Below are 23,842 nucleotides of genomic sequence, written 5' to 3'. Positions count from 1 at the left end.
AAGAAAAATGCACCATACTCGTTGTGCTTGGGTTTCTCAGGATCCGATATATCAAGATTATCACGATAATGTTTGGGGTCGTCCTGTGCAAAATAAGTACGAGCTTTTCGCAAAACTATGTTTAGACGGTCAGCAAGCAGGTTTGAGCTGGATTACGATCCTTAAAAAACAAGATAATTATTATCAAGCATTCCATCAGTTTGACCCACTTCTTATTAGTCAAATGACCGAACAAGATGTAGAGCGTTTAATGCAAAACAAAGGAATTGTAAGAAATAGGCTGAAGATAAATTCGATTATAAAAAATGCGAAAGGTTTTTTAGAAATTGAGCGTGAAGGCACAGACTTTTCAGATTTCATTTGGTCGTTTGTCGGCGCTAAACCGATTCTCAACTCATGGAGCGATAAAAGCCAAGTGCCCACTACATCAAGCGAATCTGATGCGATGTCGAAGGCGCTTAAAAAGCGAGGCTTCTCTTTTGTAGGCAGCACAATTTGTTACGCGTTTATGCAAGCGGTCGGTATGGTAAATGACCATACCACTGATTGTTTTTGTTATGACACAACTAAAGTTAAAAGCGTTTAGGGGGTAAACGCTTTTAACTTCACTACATCTTTTAGTATTTGGCTTTCAAGCTCACTTTCTATCGCTTCACGCATGTCATCTTGATTTCTGCGCTCAAGGGTTGAAAGTTTGTCTCGTGCTTCATGTGTTGGCAAATCACTTACTTTAGCATACAAAGCATAAAGCCCAGGGTAGTGGGCTTGGAAATCTGGCTTGTCATCAATAGGTAAGCTTTCATGCAAATGATATAAGCGAATGCTTCCCTCTGACAGGTTGCATTGTTGCTGCTCCATGGCCAAAGAAATGGTGTAGATACTTTCAAGCAGCCGCTCAACTCGCTGTTTCTTAGTTTGCGCCATTTTTTTGTTTTGCTTATTCAGCATAAACAAAAGTTTACCAGCATAGAATGCTAATGACGCTACAACGAGAAGTGCAACAACGATAAGTGTTATAGCAATAGAACTCATAAGAATACTTACTTAAACTTGTTTATGTCTATAGACTCGAATTGTTCATAAAGATCATTTTCAGCAGAGCTTTCACTGTTCTCAGGACTGTCATCTTCATCTGCTATCCCAAGTAAATCACATAGCTCTTGATGCCTTGCCGTTAACTTATTCACAAATGCTTTTTCATCGCGCGTTAATGCTACATCTGAATCAAGCTTTTCTAAGAGTAGGGCGAAACGCTCATTTTGTTCAATACTTTCTAGTTCTTGGGCCGGTGAGAAGAACTTAGGCTTGGCAACTTTAGCTTTGGGCTTGTTATCAACAATTAACGGTATCGGCTTTTTACTGCCTACTCTAGGATCTTTTACTGTTTTATTTGGTTTACTCTGAGAGTTAGTTTGTTCTGGGTTATTGCGCGTTCCTGCTGGCTTTCCCAAGGTTTTTTTGTTGCGTTTGGGGCTGGCTGGTGCGGGTTTACGGTTAGTTTTAGGTGCCAATGGCGTACCTATTTGACCGATTTTACGAGACTTCTTTTTTCTAGGCATTTTAACCTCCACAATATTTGCGCAGATTTTACCTTAAATTAGGCTGGTTAAATATGGTTCGGCACACAAGGAGTGAAATTTAACTAAGAAAAAAGGCGATAGCTTAACTATCGCCTTTTGTATCACAGATGTGTCTTACGACACGAATCCCGACATTTGTTCATCCTGAACACAGAGTGGTGGTCCTTCATGTTTTCTCTTTTATTTTTTTTAACGAAAACAGAATATAGTTATAGGCCTTCCTGACACTTTATTATTATCGTCCTTGCCTTTTCACCAAAGGCACTAAGTTTTAGCACTGCTTGCTAATTGTCTTCCATGAGCAAACGCTTTGTTTGCATTCCTTATTGTTTTTCTGGTGACAGAGAATACACGATAACTAATATTTTACAACTTATTTACATAGTATTCTGTTATTACTTTTTGAATTTATGCTTTTTAATGTAAAAAAAACGACCCAGAAGGGTCGTTTTATGCTGATTAGTAAAGGCCTGAAATATACTTTGACAGGATATCAATGTCTTGGTCAGTCAAGCGTTTTGCTATGTCTTCCATCATGCCGTTATGAGAGTTTGCTCTCTGGCCTGATCTAAACGCTTCTAGTTGCGCTTTTAAGTAAGCTGTATGTTGGCCGCTGATATCAGGGAAACCTGATAGGCTCGTGCCGTTACCGCGAGGCCCATGACAAGCGGTACATGCAGTTATGCCACGCTCTAAGTCACCACCACGATAAAGCTTACTGCCTGCTTCAATAACATCCTCAGGTGCTTCTCCTTCAGAAGCCGTTTGGCTCTCAAAATAAGCTGATATATCTAACATATCTTGTTCTGATAGCACGCCAGCCATGCCGTTCATAACGGCATTGTTGCGGCCTTCTTTACCACCTGTTTGCGAGGCAAGTTTAAATTCTTTTAACTGTTTAACAAGATAGCTAGCATGTTGACCAGCTAATTTGGGGTTTATATCAATCATGCTGTTACCGTCAGCACCATGACAAGCTCCACACGAAGCAGATTTTGTTTTTCCTGCTTCAACATCACCGGCTGCCATTGCACTAGCAGATAAACCTAAAAAAACGCTAACTAATAAACCCATCATTTTCATATTCTTTCTCATTAAGCTGCTGATTAATTGACCATTATCAGAATAGTAACTGCGTATTTTACACATTTACAGCGCCAGTAAAATAAATTCCAAAGGATTTGCGCAATATTATACGACATAACAACCACTTTCGATGTGTATTTACCTGATATAATACGAATATAGATTGAGGCGACGATCAGAAAATCGTTTTTTATTAGGAGCAAGTGTGAGTCATTATAGTCAAGCTAAGTTTAATTTAAGTGCGCCAGATATCAGTCATCTGGGTGCGGATAAAGGGATTGAAGTAGCGTTCGCTGGACGCTCAAATGCGGGAAAATCCAGCGCGCTTAATCGTTTGACACGGCAAAAAAGCTTAGCCCGAACCAGTAAAACCCCTGGGCGCACTCAACTGATCAATGTGTTTGATCTAGATGAAGAGCGTCGTTTAGTCGATCTGCCAGGTTATGGCTATGCAAAAGTGCCCATGGCCATCAAACTTAAGTGGCAAAAGTCTTTGGGTGAATATCTGCAAAAACGTGAAAGTCTGCAAGGGCTTGTAGTGTTGATGGATATTCGCCACCCCTTTAAAGATTTAGATCAAGAGCTTATTCAATGGGCAGTAGCCGCTGATTTACCTGTATTAGGCTTACTTACTAAAGCCGATAAACTTAAGTCTGGTAAGCGTAAAGCACAGTTGCTGATGGCGCGAGAGGCATCCCTTGCATTTTGTGGTGACGTAACGATTCATTTGTTCTCATCACTCAATGGATTAGGCTTGGATAACTGTGAACGTGTTTTAGACAAGTGGTTCGGTTACGTTGCAGATGAAGACTTAGAACAGGATTAACTTAAATATAAAAAGCAAAAAAAAACCTTGTTTAAGAACAAGGTTTTTTCACATCTAGAACACACACACTTATTCAGAGTATGGCTTTTCGATTTAGTTCATAGGATGTTGAAAAATTTTTAAACGGCTTTTGGCGCAACGCTTCAGGCATAAAAAAACCCCAGCAAATAGCTGGGGCTGAAGCAAAGGTCTGAAAATACATACCTCTGTACCCTACAGCACAGATATTAGCAAAGTTCATTCAAATGCCAACCGCTTTCTGTAATTTAATTACATAAAGCGGTTATTTTTTGTGTTTATATTGCTTTTCTTAGTGGGCTTCGTCCCAATTTTCACCTACTCCGGCCTCAACTATTAGCGGCACGTCTAAGGAAACTGCTTTTTCCATCAGTTCAACAATAGTATTTTTGTCGCTTTCGACATTTTGTTCTTTTATTTCAAAAATAAGTTCATCGTGAACTTGCATAATCATTCTAGTTTGATCATTGGGCAAGGTATCAATCCAGGCGTCAACTTTTAACATCGCTTTTTTGATGATATCTGCCGCTGTACCTTGCATTGGGGCATTAATTGCAGCTCGCTCGGCACCTTTGCGTCGTAACCCGTTGCTGGCATTGATATCGGGTAAATAAAGACGACGGCCAAATACGGTTGATACGTAACCTTTTTCTTTGGCCACAACACGTGCGTCTTCCATGTACTTAAGCACGCCTGGGTAGCGTTCAAAGTAAATATCCATATAATGCTGCGCATCTTGGCGTGACACATTAAGCTGTTTCGACAGCCCGAATGCTGACATACCGTAAATTAAACCAAAATTAATGGCTTTGGCATTGCGTCTTTGCTCTGTCGTTACCTCTTCTAAGGAAACGTTAAATACTTCAGCTGCGGTGGCGGTGTGGATATCTTTACCTTGAGAAAATGCCTTTAATAGCCCTTTATCTTGGGAAAGGTGTGCCATGATCCGCAATTCAATTTGCGAATAATCTGCCGCAACGATTTTATACCCAGGACGTGGAATAAACGCTTGACGCACTCTGCGGCCTTGCTCTGTTCTAATCGGGATATTTTGCAAATTAGGTTCAGTAGACGATAGTCTACCCGTCGCGGTAATAGCTTGATGATATGACGTATGAACGCGTCCGCTGCGCGGGTTTATCATTTTAGGTAGCTTATCCGTATAGGTGTTTTTTAATTTACTTAGAACCCTGAACTCCATTAATAGTTTAGGTAGTGGGTATGTAAGCGCTAACTCTTGTAGCACTTCTTCTGACGTGGATGGAGCCCCTTTGGGTGTCTTTTTCAAAATGGGTAGGTCTAACTTCTTAAACAGTATTTCTTGTAGTTGTTTCGTCGAACCTAGATTAAATTCTTCACCTGCTAAAGTGTGAACTTCGTTTTCGAGCTGAAGGATCCGTGAGGCAAGATCCTGACTTTGTTGACCAAGTCTCTGGCTATCAATTAACACGCCAAACTGCTCCATTTTAGCGAGTACGGTTGCTAAAGGCACTTCAATTTCGCTTAACACAGATGCTAGTTCTGGTGATTGATTTAGCTTTTTCCAAATATGTTTGTGCAGCCTCAATGTGATATCGGCATCTTCAGCAGCGTAATGTGCGGCTTGCTCCAACGGAATTTGATTAAATGTTAGTTGTTTTGCACCCTTGCCGGCAATATCTTCAAAATGAACGGTCGATAGACCTAAGTAATGCTGCGCTAAGCTGTCCATATCATGTCGGGTTGCGACGCTATCAAGCACATATGATTCGAGCATCGTATCGTAAGCGATACCTTGAAGATTAATATCGTAATTCGCTAATACATTTTTATCATACTTTAGGTGTTGTCCGACCTTAGCTTTATTCTTGTCTTCTAACAAAGGCTTAAATAAGGCTAAAACGGTGTCTCGATCTAATTGCTCTGGTGCTTCTGCATAATCGTGAGCTAGGGGCAGGTAGGCGGCTTCACCTTCTTCGATACAAAATGACATACCGACGAGCTCTGCTTGCATATAATTTAAGCTGGTCGTTTCGGTATCAAAAGCGAAAAGCGCTGCGTTATTTAACTTTTTCAACCAATCATCTAGAGCGTCTTGCGTCAAAATAGTGTGATAATTGGTTTTTATATCCGATTGTTCTGTTGACTCGTCATTACTTTGATCTGCTTGACTTAGTTGATCGTTTCCACTTAGTGCGTCAGTTGCTTCTTTCAGCCAACGTTTAAATTCCAGCTCTGCGAATAGGTCTCGTAGTTCACTATAGTTAGGCTCTGTTGGTGAAAGGCTGGTGGGGCTGCAATCCATTTCAACATCAAGCTTGATGGTTGCTAATGTGTATGACAGACGAGCTTGTTCTTCATACTCTCGCATTTTATCAGCCATTTTCTTGGCTCCGCGAAAGTCCAACGTGGCTATTTTGTCGAGGTTTTGGTAAATATCGTTAATGCTACCAATACCTTGCAGCAGACCTAACGCGCTTTTATCGCCTACACCTGGGACACCTGGGATGTTGTCAACTTTATCACCTTTTAGCGCCAGGAAATCGATTACCAATTCAGGGGGGATGCCAAACTTTTCCACTACGCCTTGTGGATCCATGACTTGGTTATTCATGGTGTTAATGAGCGTAACATGCTCATTAACTAGTTGAGCCATGTCCTTGTCGCCTGTGCTGATAAGGGTAGGGATCCCAAGTTTACTAGCTTGATCGGCTAAGGTACCGATCACATCATCAGCTTCAACTCCAGATTCTACAATAATGGGCAAGCCCATCGCCTGAATGATCTTATGCAAAGGGGCAATTTGACTGCGCAGCTCCTCAGGCATTGAGGGGCGGTTCGCTTTATATTCTGTATAGATCTCGTCTCGAAACGTTTTGCCTTTGGCATCAAAGACAACCGCCATATGTGTGGGATTAAATTGTTTGATCAGGCTACGCAGCATGTTTATCACACCATAAACTGCGCCAGTATCCAGTCCTTTAGAGTTAGTTAAAGGGGGCATGCCGTGAAAAGCCCTAAACAAATAAGAAGATCCATCAACCAATATAAATGGGTTATTAGGAATGACGGGCGTAGTAGCGGGATCAGAATTGCTCATAAGGTATTTTGTTCTCAGGAATTATTTAAACGGGTAAAGGATGCCATACACAGCGCTATTCATCCATGTGGAGATCCGATCATTTTGTGGATAACTCTGTTGAATAAATTTTTGCGTTGTAAGTAAACGGATCATTATGGATCAAGTCAACGATCCACAGCCCTTGAATTTATTGGGGTGAATTTAAATACGTCGATCAAATTTGGACTACTTTGAAGAAATCACCAATGTGGATAACATTATTAATTAATATTTAGTGTTATCCAAAAGGGAGGAAGACTTTACACGTAAATAGAGAGAGAAGGAAGATTAAATCTTAAACTATTTTTGTCTGAAAAAAATACAGTTTATTGGTGTAAAAGTATAAGCCAATATAGATAAGGGATAGCGTGCAAGTTGTAAAATAAATGTTGGCTTTTCTTTGGAGATTTTTTTTAATGCACTGAAAATTAGCTAATAAATACGCTATTCGACGGTTGTTTAAACCTCATTTTTGTTAACGTTTTGTATATTTAACGCCGCGTTTGTTTATTACTGACTCCCAAAAGGATAAAAGTAGCTATGCTCTTGGTATCTGTTGCACTGCTCTACATTTATCTTGGTTGCTAGGGGCGAAAATAACAAATAGTGTCGGCTCGCCTCGTGCTCGTAAAAGACTGTTTTTATTATTATTCGGCTTTGTGTATTGCTTTTGATTTTGTTGGGACGGACAATCAAGGTATATCCCTTGGTAAATAAAAAGATTAAGAAAGAACGATTACTAATGTTGGTATTTTCAAGCGCATCGCATTATGTACTGAAGACGGTAAAAATTAAGTAATGCAGTACCGAACGATAACTCGGATTTTAGGCTTACTTGTTGCGTTATTCAGTGTGACTATGATCCCCCCCGCTATTATTTCTTTGTACTTCAAAGACGGTAGCGGCCTTCCATTTTTCCTTGCATTTTTATTGTGTTTGGGCACTGGTTTACTGTTTTGGTACCCTAATCGTCTACATCGCAAAGATTTACGTGCGAAGGAAGGTTTTTTAATTGTTGTTCTTTTTTGGACGGTGTTAGCAAGTTTTGGGGCATTACCCTTACTTTTATTAGAGCAACCCGAGATGTCTGTTTCAGATGCGTTTTTCGAGGCTTTCTCAGGGTTAACCACAACTGGAGCAACTGTGATCCAGGGGATCGATTATTTGCCCAAAGCGGTGCAATTTTATCGTCAACAATTACAGTGGCTCGGTGGAATGGGGATCATTGTATTAGCAGTTGCTATTCTTCCAATTCTAGGCGTCGGGGGGATGCAGCTTTATCGGGCTGAAACACCGGGCCCAGTGAAGGATTCTAAGATGACTCCTCGTATCGCCGACACGGCAAAGCACCTGTGGTACATCTATCTTACATTGACTATCAGTTGTGGTGTTGCTTATTGGTTTGCAGGTATGGATTGGTTTGATGCTCTCTGTCATGCTTTTTCAACTGTCGCCATAGGCGGATTTTCCAACTATGATGCTAGCCTTGGTTACTTTGATAGTCCTTGGATCAATATCGTTTGTGTTGTGTTCCTTTGGATTGCGGCACTAAACTTTGCCCTTCACTATGCAGCAGCAAGTGGACGTACTCTAATGGGATATTTTTATGATCCTGAACTACGTGCCTTTTTCTTAATCCAGTTTGTGCTAGTTGCAGTGTATTTTTTCGTTTTAATGAAATTTAGTTGGTTTGACAATGCGGGTATAGCGCTCGACCAAGCATTAATACAATCCGTTTCTTTTAGTACTACGGCAGGTTTTGCCACTACGGATTTTTCTCATTGGCCTGCCTTTTTACCTATCATGCTGATTTTTTCTAGCTTTATTGGAGGCTGTGCAGGGTCTACCGGTGGTGGGTTAAAAGTTGTGCGTGTGCTTTTACTTTATTTACAAGGTAAACGTGAAGTTGATCGTCTTATCCATCCTAAGGCTGTGTACACAGTGAAATTAGGCGACCGAGCCTTACCTGACAAAGTGGTGGAGGCGGTATGGGGATTTTTTTCAGCATACGCGATGATTTTCGTTATTATCATGGTATGTTTGATTGCGACTGGAATGGACGACGTTTCTGCGTTTACTGCAACTGCTGCTACGCTGAATAACTTAGGGCCTGGCCTAGGAACCGTCTCTGGCTCGTTTGCTGATGTGTCCGATACAGGGAAATGGCTGTTGATTCTGGCGATGTTGTTTGGTCGTCTAGAAGTGTTTTCTCTTCTTGTCTTGTTCTCGCCTACATTTTGGCGAAGCTAATACCAGTTCGCCTACCAGCTTATATTTAAAAAATAGATGCTCAAAAGCTGGAAGACGTTATCAAAAAAAGTCCCTTTAGTTGTGAGCGAATCAGGCATGGTGTGTAGTGGTTTAATGCGGATGATAAGAGCGTTAATAAGACGCTAAGTTTCGCGTTATGAATACTTCTAGGATGAGACTAGTAGGGTTTCAGTCTTTGTCTATCAATGCAAAAACGGCCACCCATCTCTGAGTAGCCGTTTAAATCTATAAACCGAGACTTGATGATTAGAAGAATGATGCCATTGCGTATGCTGTTTTCTCAAACATAAGCGGCTGGGCTTCTTCAAGCTCAAGGTTGGCTTTGTTTGCAGTGGTTACAACACGAGTGCGGTATTCTTTTTGATTTGTTGCTTCAGAATAGGTCTGAGTTGTCGCACCATCATCGGATATTTTGGTGTTTACCTTAGAATCACGACGTACGATGACCCCTTTTTTGGCACGCTCACGAATTTGAATATCAGCCACCAGTAAATAGGTGACATCTTTAACAAACGCATTTGCTGCAGTTGATGCTAAACCACCAATAAGACCAGCTGCAGCCGCTCCACGATAGCTTCCACCTGTCGCATAACCAATAGCTGAGCCGGCAGCTACGCCTTGGAAGCCACTAGATAGGTAGTTTTCCGCAGCGCTAGGCGAAGCTTTTTCAAGATTACGTACAAAGACGCTCATGGTATATTGTGCGTCATCTGGGCTATCAACAAAAGAGTAGCCATTTCCGCTACCAGCAATCTGCTCATTTAATGCTTGTCTAAATGCATTGCGATCGAATTCCATCACGGCAGAGCGAACTTCTAAATACACCTTGCGTTTTTCTGGTGGCACTGCGTCAACAAAGATTGAGGTGCTGAGTTTGGTTTGAACGTCTAAGTCCTTTTTTGCAATTGATGTGTGAACCGCTGCACAACTTGATAAGGCCAAAATAGCAAATCCGACGAATGCAATTTTGACTGCACGAGCATAGTTTTTCATAGTAATTACCTTTACTTATGTTATTGATTAAATTGTGGTTTTAGTAATAATACCGGCCATAGTATCTATGGTAGTAGCGACAGTTTCGATATTGAGTCCAGTCGTAACGTAATAAATCACGACATGTATAGCCACGACGCCAATAGGTGCCTTGGTATTCTGGAGGCTTAACGTTTTTTTTCAGCATACTCTCAATATAGTTATCGACTTCTTTAGGGCGTTCAGCTAAAAATGGGCGAGACATCACCTCTCCATTGAGTTGTGCTTGCATTCTCGCTAGGGCATCTTCTTCAGATTCTTCTTGAGCGAACGTAAAAAACGATAGCAACATACAACATATGCTTAATAGCACCTGTGATGTTAAAAGGGATTTTTGCGGGGATGAATTGAAATTTAGCATAATATTCCTCCATAAATTCACCATGACATATAGAGCTGACACGACCTCTTCCTGAGCAGCGTATAAAAACCTTAACTCTAATTTTAAGTAATGCAAAGTGCATTTGTGTGAATTTTTAGCTTTTTTGGGGAAAGTGCAATTTTCGGAGAAATTTTTGATACTAACCGAATCTATTTGAATTAAAAAAAGCCACACCGTGGCTTTTTGATTTGTTTAATGCTCCGTTTTTATTAAGAGAACACGCTTTTAAATGGTTTAGCCTAATAACTTACCTAGACCTTGAGTTAGCAATTGTTTGGCTTGGTGACCTTCAGGCGTATCCAAATAAGCTTGAGCTTTACTAACGAATTGCGTGATCATTTCGGGTTTTAGGCCTAGAGCTTCAAATTGTTTTTTCACATCATTGATTGCTTTGAGTGATTCATTGTAGCTGGCTGCTTTATCTAAAATACCGCCTAATCCGCCTTCACTTGTCATGTTGCTAATATCTGGTACCGATTCTAACAAACCACCAACGCCGGGAAGTGAGTTAGCTAATTGGCTGTACTGATCAGAGGAAATATTTTCTTTTGCATAATTAAAAATCGCCCCTAAACCACCAGATGCTTGAGTTTGTGTGACGCCAAGTGAGTCTGCCACTGAGGAAACCATGCCTGAGGCTGAGGGCGTCGCAGTTTCTTGCTGTGTTTCCATTCCAAGCATGCTCTTTATTGAGTCTAGCCAGCCTTCTGCATGGGCTTGAGGTTGAATGCTGAGTGCTGCAACAGTAAGTACGATACTTAATTTTTTCATGTTTATTCCTTTAATTTAGCGAGATGTTGGAGCGGATTTTAGGTTATTTCGTTTCATTCGCCAATCTAGCCTTTAGGCTAAGGGTGGTAAGTATTTATCCAAAGAAAAATGCGCTTGGTTGAAACAGTTTTTCGACATGACTAATAAACTTCTTGTCGACCAAAAATAAGATAACATGATCGTTAGCTTCAATCTTGGTATTACTATGGGCGATAATCACTTCATCTGCTCTAACAATAGCGCCAATAGTAGTGCCTGGAGGCAGCTTTATGTCGCGAATTTCCCGTCCAACTACCTTGGAGGTATTTTGATCGCCGTGGGCAATCGCTTCTATCGATTCAGCAGCACCGCGTCTTAGCGAGTAAACGTTAACAATATCCCCACGACGAATGTGAGTCAGCAATGCGGAAATAGTGGCTTGTTGCGGCGAAAATGCAATATCAATTTCTCCGCCCTGAACCAAATCTACATAAGCACTACGTTGAATCAATACCATGGCTTTTTGTGCGCCTAGGCGTTTGGCAAGCATGGCTGACATAATATTTGCTTCATCATCATTTGTGACAGCGATAAACGCATCAACTTGTTCAACGTTTTCTTCAGTGAGTAATTCATGGTCTGATGCATCACCATAAAAGACGATGGTTTTGTCTAAATGTGCCGAGAGGTATTTCGCACGCTCTTGACTATATTCAATTAGCTTTACGTTGTGATTATGCTCTAGTAATTTCGCTAAGCCAGCTCCGATCAAGCCACCACCAGCGATCATAATACGTTTGTAACTGGACTCTAGCTTTTGTAGTTCACTCATTACCGCTCGTATATGCTTAGTCGCCGCAATGAAAAAAACTTCGTCATCAGCTTCGATTACGGTTGTACCAAGCGGGCGTATAGGTCGACCTCGGCGATAAATTGCCGCGACGCGTGTTTCTACGTTTGGCATATGTTGCTTTAGCGTGGACAAGGCATGTCCTACTAGCAAGCCCCCATAGTATGCCTTTACTGCAACTAAACTGGCTTTGCCATCAGCAAATTCGACCACTTGCAACGCACCAGGGTAATCAATAAGCCGTTTAATTGCTTTGGTAACTAATTGCTCTGGGGCGATTAAATGATCCACTGGCACATCTTGGTGCTTAAACAGTTGTTCTTGATAAATAATGTATTGCTCTGAGCGGACACGTGCAATTTTGGTCGGTGTTTTAAACAGGCTATATGCAACTTGGCAGGCCATCATATTGCTTTCGTCACTGCTGGTCACGGCTATGAGCATGTCGGCATCTTCTGCACCGGCCTTTTTTAACACATCGGGGTGGGAACCTACGCCATTAATTACGCGTAAATCTAATCGATCTTGCAATTGCCTAAGCGTGTCTTGATCAGAATCTATTACGGTGATCTCATTCATTTCACCCACTAGGTTTTCTGCGAGTGTCGCACCGACTTGGCCTGCACCGATAATTATAATTTTCATTCTAGATTCATTCTAACGTGTTGCTCTGTTTAGACAATATACGGTTTTTTACGATTTTAGCAGTCTCGCGTAATAGAAACCGTCCATGTGTTTCTCTCCAGGTAAAATCTGCCGGCCTGGTTTATCTATTGCGTCATTATTGAACTCAGGATCTAAAGCGGCATCCGCTGTTCTTTCTAAAAATGCTGAAATTTGTAGCTGATTTTCTGCCGGTAAAATAGAGCAAGTCGCATATAACATGGTGCCGCCGGGTTTTAGTAATGGCCATATTGCGTCAATAATCTTTGCTTGTAATGTCACCAGCGTATCAATATCACTGGACTTGCGTAACCACTTTATATCCGGGTGGCGACGAATAATACCTGTTGCAGAACATGGCGCGTCAAGCAATATGCGATCGAATTGCTCACCATCCCACCATGCGCTAGGCTCACTTGCGTCACCGCAAATAAGGCTGGCTTGATGACCTAATCGCGTTAAATTTTGTTCTATGCGTTGAAGTCGACTGGGGTCGATATCCATTGCGACACAGCAAGCTATGTCTGGTTCAAGCTCCAATATATGGCAGGTTTTCCCGCCTGGGGCTGCGCAACAATCTAAAATACGTTCATTTGGCTGACTATTGAGTAAACTCGCTGCAAGTTGCGCAGCCCCATCTTGAACAGCGAACCACCCTTCGTCATAGCCAGGTAACGTGGTGATATCACATCCTTTTAATAATATTATGCCTTGGGGCTGTTCATCTTGGCGCTCATAAAGAATGTCACTTTCATCCAAAAGGCGACAGTATTCATCAGTGCTTTTTTGTTTTTGATTTACACGCAGCCAAATAGGCGCCTTTACTTGCATTGCGTCTAATATTGGCGTGTGTTTTTCAGGGTAAGCACTTAATAGCTTTTTATATAACCATTTCGGTTGGCCGCTTAGTATCTGTTCATTGTCAGGTAACTGGTTAGCCATTTCCTGACGAATAAAGTTGCGTAAAACCGCGTTGACCAATCCTTTGGTAGCGATGGCATTGAGTGGGGCGCATGCATTAACACATTCGGAAACCGCTGCATGGGTTGATACTCGAGAAAAAGCAAGCTGATAAAAGCCCAGCATGATTAGATGCTCGACCACTTTCACGTTTTTCTTTAGCGGTTTGTCTAACAGTAATCTTAACCAGTGTTGAAGCAAGGGCAACTGACGAAGCACGCCGTAAGTCATTTCCTGCAACCATGCTTTGTCTTTTTCATTGTGATCTTGTTGAGCATTGGGTAAGCATTCTCTTGCTGACATTCCTTGCTCTAATATTTGAAAAAGCACACGGGCAGCATCGGCGCGTAAATTCTGTTGATATCTACTTTTTGTGCTGCTCATGAAAGGATTGTACCTACTTTGAACCAATCACTGTGACCATTTAAGATATCTTGTGTTGCGAGCGGCTTTTTACCTGGTAACTGTAACGTGTTGATTAACAAAATACCTTCACCAGTTTGTACACCTATAGCATGTTTATCAGCCTGAACGATCTGCCCGGGAACAGCTTCGCTTGGCGCTGATGTTGCGTGTACTTGAGCACTTCGCACTTTTACGGCGGCATTGTTTGTTTCGAAAAATGCAACGGGCCATGGATCAAACGCGCGTACATTGCGTTCCAACTGAGCTGCGGTCATATTCCAATCTATTTTAGCTTCTTGTTTGGATAGCTTTTCTGCATAACTTGCCAATTGATTATCTTGTGCCTGAGGTGTGATATCACTCAGTGAAGCTAAGGTTTCGATTAACCCTTTAGGGCCAAGCTCAGCTAATTTGGCATATAAAGTCGCACTGGTATCTGAAGGTTCTATCGTAATGCGTAACTCATGCAGCATGTCGCCTGTGTCTAACCCCTTATCCATTTGCATTATGGTGACACCTGTTTCGGCGTCTCCCGCCCAGATGGCTCTTTGAATAGGCGCAGCACCTCGCCACTTGGGTAACAGTGAGCCATGAACATTTAGGCAACCGAACTTAGGTGTATCTAAAATCGTTTGGGGTAAAATCAAACCATAAGCAACAACGACCATGACATCAGCATTTAACGCGGCCAATTGCTGTTGAGCGTCATCTGATTTGAGAGACGCGGGCTGATATACCGGAATGTCGAATTGTTCCGCGAGCTGTTTGACAGCACTAGCCTGAAGTTTTTTACCTCGTCCAGCCGGCCTATCGGGTTGAGTGTAAGCGGCGACGACTTGATGCTCAGACTGGACCAATGCCATTAAATGTTTAGCTGCGAATTCTGGCGTACCAGCGAAGACAATGTTAAGTCCTGATTTCAATGTAACCTCTTACCCTTTGGCTGCTAAGCGGGCTTCTTTTTCTAATTTAGTGCGAATACGCTGGCGTTTTAGAGGCGACAAGTAATCCACAAAGAGCTTCCCTTTCAAATGGTCTAGTTCGTGCTGAATGCAAATTGCCAGTAGTCCGTCAGCATCTAAGGTAAATGCATCGCCATTTTCGTTTAACGCGTTTACGGTTATTGTTTCTGCTCGCTCGACTTTTGCGTAATTATTAGGGACAGATAAACAACCTTCTTCGCTGATAGTGGTGCCATCCATGTGGGTAATTTCAGGATTAATAAACACTTGTGGATTATCTTGCTTCTCTGATACATCAATTACTACTACACGTTTATGCACATTAATTTGGGTTGCAGCTAAGCCTATTCCATTTTCATCTTTCATGGTTTCTAGCATGTCGCTGATCAATGTTTTAATGGTGTCGTCTATTTTCTCTACCGGCGCGGCAACGGTGCGCAAGCGCTCATCAGGAAATCTTAATACGTCTAATATGGCCATGTTCTACACTTAACTCGTTTTATTCCCATGCAAATAGTCAAATTTGCTGAGAGATGTTCAAAAATATTGTACCTGGTGCCCAAATCTAAGAATGGTCTATCGATGAGGGAATCAGTGACTTGGTATTAATAATCATACTAACCTGAGCATCAGGCTATTTAATCTTTGTAATAACAGGCTATTCTAACCGATATGGAATCAAAACATAATAGCCACAAAAACAAGGTATCTCGCCACATGTTTAACAATCTACTTCGCTTGAGCCTTGTGCTATTGCTTTTGCCACTTCTTGCACATGCTAACGTGATCAAACTAAAAGATAGCGCGCCCGAAGTTTACGTTGTTAAGCCGGGAGATACCCTATGGGACATTTCAAATCTCTTTTTATATAAACCTTGGCATTGGCCGCAAATATGGCGCACGAATACACAAATCATCAACCCTCATTTAATATTTCCCGGAGATGAATTGCGCCTAAGCATCAATGCTAAGGGCGAGCCTATTATTGATTTAGTTCGAGGTGAGCAAAAACCCTATATTGTGCGTTCGCCATCAACAAAACAGGCTTCGAAGTCCCAGCAACCCATTGCTGTGCTCCCTTGGCACGAAATTCAACCATATTTTAATCATGAGTTGGTGTTAAGCGAACAGGAGTATGCCGACTTACCAGCAATTGTGGGCAGCACCAAAGGCACAGAATATTTCGCCAATGGAGACCTTGTTTTGGTCAACCAAGAAGCATTGCCCATGGGGGATTATCAAGTTGTGCGCAAACAGCAGTCACTGTTTAATCAAAACGGTGAATTTCTGGGGATTCACATACGTCACGTGGCTCAAGGACAAGTACTCGCCCCAGCGATACCCCAACAATCCTTGGTTACCTTGTCATCTGCAAAACTAGAAGTGAAAAGAGGGGATCGGCTGGTAAAAGAATTAGCTACCTCGCATGTTGAATCAGTGGCTCACATAACCGCTGCCACGGAACAGAAAGGGAACATTATTGCTGATGTTTCCCAGTATCAGTTGTCGGGAAAGTTTAGTGTCGTCATTATTGATCTGGGAAGGGAAAGCATTGAACGTGGCACGGTGATGGGGATATACCAGCAGGGAGCGGCTGTGATAGATGCTGAGCCGCCCCAATACCTAACTGAAACACAAACCATTGAGCGAATATTTAAACAAGGTGATGTGTTACCCCAACCTTGGTTGAAAGTAGGGGAGCTTTTAGTATTTAACGTCTTTTCTAAAGTAAGTTATGCACTCGTCACGCGTTCGTCTACAGTTATTCGAAAAGGCGCTATCGTTGCTAAACCTTAGGGCTACCAGATTAAGTGGAGCCCTATGTACCAACAAAACACAGCAAAACACCTAGGACCCTCTGAAGAAGAAAACCGTCAATGGTTGGTACTCGCCCAACTGCCGCGCTTTTCGGTCGCAAAGCTCAGAGTGATTGTGCAAAAAAATGACATTCAAATAGCGGATATATTTGATGCTGATTCAAAACAGTTAACCGCATACGGGTTTTCCGATACTCAGGCTCAGAAACTATTACATCCGAATGAGCGACAACTTGATAAATGTATATTGTGGTCTGAGCAAAATCACCATTCGTTAATTAGTATTACCTCGACGCATTACCCTAAAGTGTTATTGCAAACTGCCAGACCACCCATACTATTATATTGTAGTGGAAATAAAGAATTACTGAGTACGCATCAAATTGCCATTGTGGGCAGCCGCAACCCTTCTGCCGCTGGTAAGCAAAATGCAAAGTATTTTGCTCAAAGCTTATCAACAAGTGGATGGACGATTACAAGTGGACTTGCTTTGGGAATCGATGGTTTAGCTCACGAAGGGGTGTTACAGGCCTTAGGTAAGACTATTGCGGTGCTTGGGACAGGGCTAAACAATATATATCCTAAACGTCACGTGAGTATGGCAAGTAGGGTAATTGAACAAGATGGGGCGTTAGTCTCCGAGTTTGTTCCTGATACGCCAGCGAAACCCGAAAACTTTCCACGAAGAAACCGGATTATCAGTGGTATGAGTTTAGGAACACTGGTAATTGAAGCAGCTTTAAAAAGTGGGTCATTGATCACTGCTCGATATGCGTTGGAGCAGAATCGAGATGTTTTTGCGGTACCGGGGAACATTCATAATGTGTTATCAAAAGGGTGTCACTACTTGATAAAACAGGGCGCTAAGCTGGTGGAGTGTGTCAGTGACATCAATGATGAATATCAGCATCTGGCGCTTAACTTTTTGAATACTCAGCAGAATGAATTGCAAAAAAGCGAGAGACAAAGCTTGGCATCTGACAAATTGTTAGATAGTGTAGATTTTGAAACCACACCGTTGGATATAGTTGTTGAGCGATGTGGCATGCCAGTTGCTGAGGTTATGTCTCAATTGTTAGAATATGAATTGCGTGGGCTAGTGACAGCGGTTCCAGGTGGTTACCTTAAATTGGGGGAGAAGTAACATGTTTGATATCCTCATGTATCTATTTGAAAATTTTATTCATAGTGAAACAGAAATCCGCGTTGATCAGGACGAGCTGACAGATGAGTTGGTGCGTGCAGGTTTTCACCAAGATGAAATATATAAAGCGTTATCTTGGCTCGAGAAGCTTGCAGCCTTACAAGAAACGGATATCAACCCCTATTTAGTCAAAGGGCCAACTTCTTTTGTCACGCGTATTTACACTCATGACGAAGAAATGCGCCTAGATATTGAATGTCGTGGGTTTCTGATGTTCTTAGAGCATATTAATGTTCTTGATTCTACAACCCGAGAAATGGTCATTGATCGTGTAATGGAGATTGATTCTAAGGAATTTTGCTTAGAAGATATGAAGTGGGTGGTACTTATGGTGCTATTTAATGTGCCAGGTAAAGAAAACGCCTATGCCCAAATGGAAGATTTGCTGTTTGACGAACCTGAAGGGCCGTTACATTAATCCCGTCGACACGGGTTTAAATCTTAAACCCGTGATTGCCAAGGCAAATCCGCTGTATGTCTAAAATCGATCATTCATTATTTAACACCCACGAATCTGCATTTGACCCGGGCCCATGTCCTGAGTGTCATGCACCCTTGCAATTACGTCACAGTAAAAACGGCGCGTTTATAGGTTGCAGTGATTATCCAGTCTGTGAATATAGTAAACCTCTTCATGATAGCGACAATACTGAACTCACCGTTATTGAAGGCTCTCATTGTCCCGAATGCGAATCTGAGTTAGTGATCCGCAAAGGGCGCTATGGTATGTACATCGGCTGCAGTAACTTTCCTGAATGTCACTATATTAAATCGAATAAAGTACAGGAGACAGATAAAATAGATTGTCCGTCCTGTCACAAAGGGCAGTTAATTAAGCGCGCGAACAAATATGGCAAAAACTTTTATCCTTGTGACCAATATCCCAAATGTCACTATGCACTCAATTTCACCCCTGTAGCCCATGCATGTCCAAAATGCGCTTGGCCTGTTATGCAAGAAAAAAAAGCCGCTTCAGGGGTAATTTGGCAATGCCCAGAGCGTAAATGTGGTCACAAACAGCCAGCGCAATAACGTCTTTAGGTTTATCCTTTGTGCGTCCTGTTTTACACTCAGGGCCATCTAAACCACAAGCAATGTAAAAATGACAACAATCCATTCCGACGATCCTTTTTTTATCGACTTTCTTGCAGGGGAGGTTTTTGCTTATCCAACAGAAGCGGTATTTGGCTTAGGGTGTGATCCTGACAATGAAAAAGCGGTGTCAAAGTTACTACTTTTGAAAGAGCGCGATGTCAGTAAAGGGCTAATCCTAGTTGCTGACAACTACTCTCAGTTATTACCCTACGTTAATGACGATGCAATAAAAATGACTAAACGCACAGAGATTTTCTCTAGCTGGCCAGGTCCTGTCACTTGGCTGCTGCCTAAAGCGAAAAATGCTCCGGCATGGGTCACAGGGGACTCTGAGTTCATTGCAGTGAGAGTAAGTGCTCATCCAGTCGTCAAAGACTTATGCAATCGAGTCAATAAACCGCTTATTTCCACTAGTGCAAATACTGCAGGTAACCCCCCGGCTTTGAACGCTGATGAGGTTAAGTCCTATTTTTCTGATCAAGTAGTCTTAATCGATGGTTTACTTGGCGGAGCACTTAGCCCTAGTAAAATTCGTCATGGTCATAGCGGCCAAACCATTAGAGATAATTAAACCATGCTTCAACCACAAGTGACCGATATAGAATCGGTAAAGCAGTTTTTACTTAATTTGCAGGATAATATTTGTCAAACCTTAGAGATGGCAGACTGTAAAGGTAGTTTCATTGAAGATAATTGGCAGCGAGAGCTAGGCGGAGGAGGGCGCACTCGTGTGCTGACGAATGGTCAAGTTATTGAGCAAGGTGGCGTTAACTTCTCCCATGTATATGGCGGGCAACTTCCGGCATCTGCTACAGCTTCTCGTCCCGAGCTTGCAGGGCGAAGTTTTCAAGCGATGGGCGTATCTCTCGTTATTCACCCTAAAAACCCACATGTTCCAACTTCACATGCCAATGTGCGTATTTTCATTGCTGAAAAAGAAGGTGAAGATCCTATCTGGTGGTTCGGTGGTGGTTTTGACTTAACGCCTTTTTATCCGGTGCATGAAGATGTACTCCATTGGCACCAAACCGCCAAGGATTTATGTGATCCCTTTGGTAAAGATGTATACAGTAAATATAAAAAATGGTGTGACGACTACTTTTACTTAAAACATCGTGATGAAACCCGCGGAGTCGGGGGGTTATTCTTTGATGATTTAAATGAATGGGGCTTCGAGCGTAGTTTTGAATTTATGCAAGCAGTAGGTAATGGCTTTTTGGATGCTTACGTACCTATTCTAGAAAAACGTAAAGATATGTCTTTTTCTGAACATGAAAGAAGCTTTCAGTTATATAGACGAGGCCGTTACGTAGAGTTTAACCTAGTGTGGGATAGAGGGACTTTGTTTGGGTTGCAAACGGGGGGACGTACAGAGTCGATATTAATGTCAATGCCACCGCTCGCGCGCTGGGAATATGATTTCACCCCGGAACCAGAAAGCCCTGAAGCTATACTTTATCGAGATTTTTTGCACCCTAGAGATTGGTTAAACGAATAGTATCGCAGTTATTTTCCGTAAAGCACTGGGCTCTAGTGGGTGGCGTCCAGTGTCAATGTTCAGCTAAATTGATCCAGCTCAATTTTAATTACCCAACGTCTTCCTTACATAAATTCCCTGCTAAAAATATTGATATAAATCAATAGTCATTTCTGCGCGCTCTTTACACTGCCGTTAGAATTTATACGCAGAGGTAAAGATGAGAGTCTTCAAAATAGTGTTATTCAGTTTAGCTTTAACGACCTCCTTAATGAGCGCAACCAATGCTCACGAAGCCGGAGATATGATTGTACGGGCGGGTTTAACGACGGTCGCTCCTGATGAAGCGAGTTCAAATGTAACAGTACAAAGCGTGGGTAATGTGGGAATGGGGACATCGGTAAACAGTAATACCCAGCTTGGTTTAAATGTTGTTTACATGTTTAGCAGTAACCTAGGTCTAGAACTGTTAGCTGCCAGTCCATTTACACATGATATTACGTTGAATAACACACTCGATAATGAGTTAGGGTTAGGTGACGGTAAATTAGCTGAAAGTAAACAATTACCTCCTACACTTAGCCTTCTTTATTATTTTCCCATTACTGAGGTTATCCAGCCATACTTGGGAGTTGGCCTGAACTACACTGTTTTCTTCGATGAACAGTTTGTCGATAATAGAGAAGCTCAATCCTTTAATAACTTAAGTCTCGACGAATCATTTGGCATTGCAGCGCAAATAGGCATGGATTACAAATTAGACCAGCATTGGTTGATAAATGCATCGTTGCGCTATATCGATATTGATACAGAAGCTAACTTTGATGTATTGGATTTGCCAGCGCAGGTATCTGTAGATATAGATCCTTGGGTGTATTCTATTATGATAGGTTACACGTTCTGACAGCGGTTGAAGCGACATGACCTTGTCGCTTCTTCTTTTGTGCTTTTAATCTTCAATCCTGGTGGGATTTAAGTCCGTTAACTGTTTAGTCGAATCGTAAATTACGCTAGTCTTACCAAATAAATTGAATACGACTTAGAGATTATGGACCGATACGCAGTTTTTGGTAATCCCATCGAGCACAGTAAATCCCCTTTGATCCACAGCATGTTTGCTAAGCAAACTGAGCAGAATATCGAATACGGACGTCAGCAGCCCGATATCAACGGGTTCAATGATGCTATCGCAGGCTTTTTTACCCAGGGATACACCGGCGCGAATGTCACTTCTCCTTTCAAGCTTGATGCGTTTCGTTTTGCTGATGAATTAACACCGCGCGCCAAAGCCGCAGAGGCGGTTAATACTTTATATAAGCGCGAAGATGGCTCAGTTCTAGGCGACAATACTGATGGAGCTGGCTTAGTTCAGGATCTTCAGCGCCTGCGGGGAGAGTTAGACGGTAAAAATTTATTATTGATCGGTGCTGGTGGAGCAACCCGAGGCGTAATACTCCCGCTGCTCAGAGCCCAAGTACACAATATTCATATTGCCAACCGCACTGCCAGCAAAGCCCAACAACTCGCTATTATGTTTGAAAAAGAAGGGGCGATTACTGCTTCAGGGTTCAACGATTTACCCGAAACATACTACGACTTAATTGTTAACTGTACCTCATCAAGCTTAGATGGAGGTTTACCCGAGATCACTTCGAGCATTTTTACTCACGCGTCGTTTGCCTATGACATGACGTATAAAGCACGAGCAACATCTTTTATGGTCTGGGCAGAAAAGAGCAACGTAAATATTAAAACGGCTGATGGGCTAGGAATGTTGGTAGGGCAAGCGGCGGAAAGCTTTTATGTTTGGCGTAATATAAGGCCAGAAATAGAACCTGTTATTGAAGCTGTGCGAGAAATGCTGTGAATCAAGCGATACAAATTCAAGACGGTTTTGAAATGCGCGACGACGTTATGGTTTTAACATTAGTCGTGTCGGGGCTAATCATGTATTGCCATGTTAGCGCAATAGCAGCAGATGACATGGCTACATTTTACCAAGCGCACCAGTTTGACCTTGAAGAAATGATTTCTGAATGTGTAGAAAATGAACAGTGGGATGAAAATGGCGTTATTCACATTAACGCCAACGCGATTGGAGCCTGAAAATGTTATCAGAAAGCTCGGTTTTGAGCTTACTAAAGTAAACTTATACTTCTTCTAGGTATTCGTTTTTAAGCCTGACGTAGTTATCAGCCGATACTTTCAAAAACGCACGTTCTGAATCTTTCAGTGGCCTAGCTTGTTTAACTGGGCTACCTACATAAAGATAACCACTTTCTAAACGCTTGTTTGGTGGAACTAAGCTTCCAGCACCTATAAATACGTCATCTTCAACTATAGCGCCATCCATTACTATCGCACCCATACCAACCAAAATGCGGTTACCCAACTCGCAGCCATGCAACATACATTTATGACCGACAGTCACATCTTCACCTATTATAAGCGGATGGCCTTTCGGGTTTTCTTTACTCACGCGGCTCACATGCAGCACTGAACCATCCTGAACATTACTTCTAGCTCCTATCTTAATATAGTTAACATCACCCCGCGCTGCTACCAATGGCCAAATACTTACGTGATCGGCGCATTCGATATCGCCCACCATCACGCTTGATTCATCTATATAGCAGCTCTCAGCTAGTGTTGGCTTTATACCTTTATACGTTCTAATACTCATTGTCAGTCCATTTTACTTTGATATGTCGTGATGATAACAAACTGAATATGTCTTGGAATCACTATTACTGACGTAAAAAACAGCAAATAGTTGCTACTTTAAACGCTTTGTTTATTAATTGGGCGGTTGAACGTTTTTTTTAAATTAAGGGTTGCGCTGTAAGTTTTCATCTCTATAATGCGCATCTCGCTTCGGGACAGCCGCTAAAACAGCTGAAACGACACTGGATTTTCCAGGTGATTAAATGCTTTTGTAAGTCAGTTAATCAGCGTGATGCAAGGCGGTTTAGTTTGGTTTTGTCGGTTTTAGATTTACATCAAAAATTGATTCAAAATTAAATAAAAATAACACCTTGACATCGAAGATTGAGAGCGTATTATACGCCTCCCGCTTGAGAGGGTCCACGGACAGCGTCTTAAGCCGCTTCTAAGGAAGCACGCTACCTCGGTAGCAATGTTCTTTAACAATTAATAACAAGACAATCTGTGTGGGCACTCACTTGATGAGTGTCTACCAAAAAAAATTCATGTTCGATAAATATTTAATTGAAGAGTTTGATCATGGCTCAGATTGAACGCTGGCGGCAGGCCTAACACATGCAAGTCGAACGGTAACATTTCTAGCTTGCTAGAAGATGACGAGTGGCGGACGGGTGAGTAATACTTAGGAATATGCCTTTGT

General features: G+C 42.0%; 24 protein-coding genes and 1 rRNA gene (1 of these 25 running past the window's edge). 13 read left to right on the top strand and 12 right to left on the bottom strand.

The features are described 5' to 3' along the window. Positions 1-7 precede the first annotated feature (7 nt). Complete coding sequence (locus tag FX988_RS12960; protein WP_160180402.1) at positions 8-586, top strand: DNA-3-methyladenine glycosylase I; 579 nt, start codon at positions 8-10, stop codon at positions 584-586. On the opposite strand, the gene FX988_RS12955 is transcribed toward FX988_RS12960, so the two are convergent. The 3 genes from FX988_RS12955 to FX988_RS12945 all read right to left on the bottom strand — a co-directional run bounded on the left by FX988_RS12955 (position 583) and on the right by FX988_RS12945 (position 2,663). Continuing rightward, complete coding sequence (locus tag FX988_RS12955; RefSeq protein ID WP_160180401.1) at positions 583-1,032, bottom strand: DUF2489 domain-containing protein; 450 nt, start codon at positions 1,030-1,032, stop codon at positions 583-585. The two genes, FX988_RS12960 and FX988_RS12955, sit on opposite strands and share 4 nt — an antisense overlap. Before the next feature lie 8 nt (positions 1,033-1,040). After that, complete coding sequence (gene yihI / locus FX988_RS12950) at positions 1,041-1,559, bottom strand: Der GTPase-activating protein YihI (protein ID WP_160180400.1); 519 nt, start codon at positions 1,557-1,559, stop codon at positions 1,041-1,043. A 480-nt stretch (positions 1,560-2,039) separates the two neighbouring features. After that, positions 2,040-2,663 carry a c-type cytochrome gene (locus FX988_RS12945; protein ID WP_160180398.1) on the bottom strand — a complete coding sequence of 208 codons (624 nt, stop codon included), beginning with the start codon at positions 2,661-2,663 and terminating at the stop codon, positions 2,040-2,042. 208 nt (positions 2,664-2,871) lie between these two features. Between FX988_RS12945 and yihA the strand changes: the two genes are divergently transcribed. Continuing rightward, positions 2,872-3,492, top strand: coding sequence for a ribosome biogenesis GTP-binding protein YihA/YsxC (gene yihA, locus FX988_RS12940; protein ID WP_160180396.1), 621 nt, complete (start codon positions 2,872-2,874; stop codon positions 3,490-3,492). 310 nt (positions 3,493-3,802) lie between these two features. On the opposite strand, the gene polA is transcribed toward yihA, so the two are convergent. Beyond that, positions 3,803-6,589: a DNA polymerase I gene (gene polA / locus FX988_RS12930; RefSeq protein WP_160180393.1), complete on the bottom strand. Its 2,787-nt coding sequence runs from the start codon at positions 6,587-6,589 to the stop codon at positions 3,803-3,805. An 819-nt stretch (positions 6,590-7,408) separates the two neighbouring features. Here polA and FX988_RS12925 point away from each other — a divergent pair. Beyond that, the gene (locus tag FX988_RS12925) at positions 7,409-8,860 is read left to right on the top strand and encodes a TrkH family potassium uptake protein (protein WP_160180391.1); all 1,452 of its coding nucleotides are present in this window, start codon (positions 7,409-7,411) and stop codon (positions 8,858-8,860) included. Positions 8,861-9,127: 267 nt separating this feature from the next. On the opposite strand, the gene FX988_RS12920 is transcribed toward FX988_RS12925, so the two are convergent. The 7 genes from FX988_RS12920 to def form a co-directional block, all read right to left on the bottom strand. Continuing rightward, on the bottom strand, positions 9,128-9,874 hold the full coding sequence (locus FX988_RS12920) for a complement resistance protein TraT (protein WP_160180390.1): 747 nt from the start codon (positions 9,872-9,874) through the stop codon (positions 9,128-9,130). Positions 9,875-9,914: 40 nt separating this feature from the next. Beyond that, positions 9,915-10,274 carry a hypothetical protein gene (locus FX988_RS12915; RefSeq protein ID WP_201751593.1) on the bottom strand — a complete coding sequence of 120 codons (360 nt, stop codon included), beginning with the start codon at positions 10,272-10,274 and terminating at the stop codon, positions 9,915-9,917. Between the two features lie 255 nt (positions 10,275-10,529). Continuing rightward, complete coding sequence (locus FX988_RS12910) at positions 10,530-11,066, bottom strand: DUF2780 domain-containing protein (RefSeq protein WP_160180386.1); 537 nt, start codon at positions 11,064-11,066, stop codon at positions 10,530-10,532. Positions 11,067-11,160: 94 nt separating this feature from the next. Then, a complete protein-coding gene (gene trkA, locus FX988_RS12905; RefSeq protein WP_007987045.1) occupies positions 11,161-12,540 on the bottom strand; it encodes a Trk system potassium transporter TrkA in 1,380 nt (459 codons plus the stop codon). A 48-nt stretch (positions 12,541-12,588) separates the two neighbouring features. Beyond that, positions 12,589-13,902, bottom strand: a complete 1,314-nt coding sequence (rsmB, locus tag FX988_RS12900; RefSeq protein WP_160180384.1) for a 16S rRNA (cytosine(967)-C(5))-methyltransferase RsmB — start codon at positions 13,900-13,902, stop codon at positions 12,589-12,591. Then, positions 13,899-14,846 carry a methionyl-tRNA formyltransferase gene (fmt, locus tag FX988_RS12895; protein ID WP_160180383.1) on the bottom strand — a complete coding sequence of 316 codons (948 nt, stop codon included), beginning with the start codon at positions 14,844-14,846 and terminating at the stop codon, positions 13,899-13,901. Before fmt ends, rsmB begins: the two co-directional genes overlap by 4 nt. 9 nt (positions 14,847-14,855) lie before the next feature. After that, a complete protein-coding gene (gene def, locus FX988_RS12890; protein WP_160180381.1) occupies positions 14,856-15,365 on the bottom strand; it encodes a peptide deformylase in 510 nt (169 codons plus the stop codon). 237 nt (positions 15,366-15,602) lie between these two features. Here def and FX988_RS12885 point away from each other — a divergent pair, with 237 nt between their 5' ends. The 9 genes from FX988_RS12885 to FX988_RS12845 all read left to right on the top strand — a co-directional run bounded on the left by FX988_RS12885 (position 15,603) and on the right by FX988_RS12845 (position 22,584). Then, entirely contained in the window at positions 15,603-16,682 is a 1,080-nt protein-coding gene (locus FX988_RS12885) for a LysM peptidoglycan-binding domain-containing protein (protein ID WP_160180379.1), read from the top strand. Between the two features lie 24 nt (positions 16,683-16,706). Beyond that, positions 16,707-17,846, top strand: coding sequence for a DNA-processing protein DprA (dprA, locus tag FX988_RS12880; protein ID WP_160180377.1), 1,140 nt, complete (start codon positions 16,707-16,709; stop codon positions 17,844-17,846). Between the two features lies 1 nt (position 17,847). Next, complete coding sequence (locus FX988_RS12875; protein ID WP_160180376.1) at positions 17,848-18,324, top strand: DUF494 family protein; 477 nt, start codon at positions 17,848-17,850, stop codon at positions 18,322-18,324. Between the two features lie 56 nt (positions 18,325-18,380). Next, complete coding sequence (locus tag FX988_RS12870; RefSeq protein ID WP_160180374.1) at positions 18,381-18,938, top strand: type I DNA topoisomerase; 558 nt, start codon at positions 18,381-18,383, stop codon at positions 18,936-18,938. A gap of 70 nt (positions 18,939-19,008) precedes the next feature. Further along, positions 19,009-19,572 carry a Sua5/YciO/YrdC/YwlC family protein gene (locus FX988_RS12865; protein WP_160180372.1) on the top strand — a complete coding sequence of 188 codons (564 nt, stop codon included), beginning with the start codon at positions 19,009-19,011 and terminating at the stop codon, positions 19,570-19,572. A gap of 3 nt (positions 19,573-19,575) precedes the next feature. After that, positions 19,576-20,499, top strand: coding sequence for an oxygen-dependent coproporphyrinogen oxidase (hemF, locus tag FX988_RS12860; RefSeq protein WP_160180370.1), 924 nt, complete (start codon positions 19,576-19,578; stop codon positions 20,497-20,499). A 199-nt stretch (positions 20,500-20,698) separates the two neighbouring features. Further along, positions 20,699-21,382 carry an OmpW/AlkL family protein gene (locus FX988_RS12855; RefSeq protein WP_160180368.1) on the top strand — a complete coding sequence of 228 codons (684 nt, stop codon included), beginning with the start codon at positions 20,699-20,701 and terminating at the stop codon, positions 21,380-21,382. 144 nt (positions 21,383-21,526) lie between these two features. Further along, complete coding sequence (gene aroE / locus FX988_RS12850) at positions 21,527-22,345, top strand: shikimate dehydrogenase (RefSeq protein WP_160180366.1); 819 nt, start codon at positions 21,527-21,529, stop codon at positions 22,343-22,345. After that, the gene (locus FX988_RS12845) at positions 22,342-22,584 is read left to right on the top strand and encodes a hypothetical protein (RefSeq protein WP_160180364.1); all 243 of its coding nucleotides are present in this window, start codon (positions 22,342-22,344) and stop codon (positions 22,582-22,584) included. The genes aroE and FX988_RS12845 overlap by 4 nt, the downstream gene beginning before the upstream one ends. Positions 22,585-22,627: 43 nt before the next feature. On the opposite strand, the gene FX988_RS12840 is transcribed toward FX988_RS12845, so the two are convergent. Then, on the bottom strand, positions 22,628-23,161 hold the full coding sequence (locus FX988_RS12840; protein WP_160180362.1) for a gamma carbonic anhydrase family protein: 534 nt from the start codon (positions 23,159-23,161) through the stop codon (positions 22,628-22,630). 542 nt (positions 23,162-23,703) lie between these two features. On the opposite strand from FX988_RS12840, the gene FX988_RS12835 reads away from it, so the two are divergent. Further along, positions 23,704-23,842 (top strand): 16S ribosomal RNA (locus FX988_RS12835); it runs 1,394 nt beyond the window's last position.

The organism is Paraglaciecola mesophila (assembly GCF_009906955.1).
Lineage (GTDB): Bacteria > Pseudomonadota > Gammaproteobacteria > Enterobacterales > Alteromonadaceae > Paraglaciecola > Paraglaciecola mesophila_A.
This window is presented reverse-complemented; position numbering and strand designations above follow the sequence as displayed.

Coding starts and splice junctions, on each gene's coding strand:
- yihI (WP_160180400.1), bottom strand. CDS start 1,559: ATGCCTAGAAAAAAGAAGTCTCGTAAAATCGGTCAAATAGGTACGCCA.
- FX988_RS12960 (WP_160180402.1), top strand. CDS start 8: ATGCACCATACTCGTTGTGCTTGGGTTTCTCAGGATCCGATATATCAA.
- FX988_RS12865 (WP_160180372.1), top strand. CDS start 19,009: ATGACAACAATCCATTCCGACGATCCTTTTTTTATCGACTTTCTTGCA.
- rsmB (WP_160180384.1), bottom strand. CDS start 13,902: ATGAGCAGCACAAAAAGTAGATATCAACAGAATTTACGCGCCGATGCT.
- FX988_RS12945 (WP_160180398.1), bottom strand. CDS start 2,663: ATGAAAATGATGGGTTTATTAGTTAGCGTTTTTTTAGGTTTATCTGCT.
- hemF (WP_160180370.1), top strand. CDS start 19,576: ATGCTTCAACCACAAGTGACCGATATAGAATCGGTAAAGCAGTTTTTA.
- FX988_RS12955 (WP_160180401.1), bottom strand. CDS start 1,032: ATGAGTTCTATTGCTATAACACTTATCGTTGTTGCACTTCTCGTTGTA.
- FX988_RS12840 (WP_160180362.1), bottom strand. CDS start 23,161: ATGAGTATTAGAACGTATAAAGGTATAAAGCCAACACTAGCTGAGAGC.
- FX988_RS12925 (WP_160180391.1), top strand. CDS start 7,409: ATGCAGTACCGAACGATAACTCGGATTTTAGGCTTACTTGTTGCGTTA.
- FX988_RS12915 (WP_201751593.1), bottom strand. CDS start 10,274: ATGCTAAATTTCAATTCATCCCCGCAAAAATCCCTTTTAACATCACAG.
- aroE (WP_160180366.1), top strand. CDS start 21,527: ATGGACCGATACGCAGTTTTTGGTAATCCCATCGAGCACAGTAAATCC.
- FX988_RS12920 (WP_160180390.1), bottom strand. CDS start 9,874: ATGAAAAACTATGCTCGTGCAGTCAAAATTGCATTCGTCGGATTTGCT.
- trkA (WP_007987045.1), bottom strand. CDS start 12,540: ATGAAAATTATAATTATCGGTGCAGGCCAAGTCGGTGCGACACTCGCA.
- FX988_RS12885 (WP_160180379.1), top strand. CDS start 15,603: ATGTTTAACAATCTACTTCGCTTGAGCCTTGTGCTATTGCTTTTGCCA.
- dprA (WP_160180377.1), top strand. CDS start 16,707: ATGTACCAACAAAACACAGCAAAACACCTAGGACCCTCTGAAGAAGAA.
- FX988_RS12875 (WP_160180376.1), top strand. CDS start 17,848: ATGTTTGATATCCTCATGTATCTATTTGAAAATTTTATTCATAGTGAA.
- def (WP_160180381.1), bottom strand. CDS start 15,365: ATGGCCATATTAGACGTATTAAGATTTCCTGATGAGCGCTTGCGCACC.
- polA (WP_160180393.1), bottom strand. CDS start 6,589: ATGAGCAATTCTGATCCCGCTACTACGCCCGTCATTCCTAATAACCCA.
- FX988_RS12910 (WP_160180386.1), bottom strand. CDS start 11,066: ATGAAAAAATTAAGTATCGTACTTACTGTTGCAGCACTCAGCATTCAA.
- FX988_RS12855 (WP_160180368.1), top strand. CDS start 20,699: ATGAGAGTCTTCAAAATAGTGTTATTCAGTTTAGCTTTAACGACCTCC.
- FX988_RS12870 (WP_160180374.1), top strand. CDS start 18,381: ATGTCTAAAATCGATCATTCATTATTTAACACCCACGAATCTGCATTT.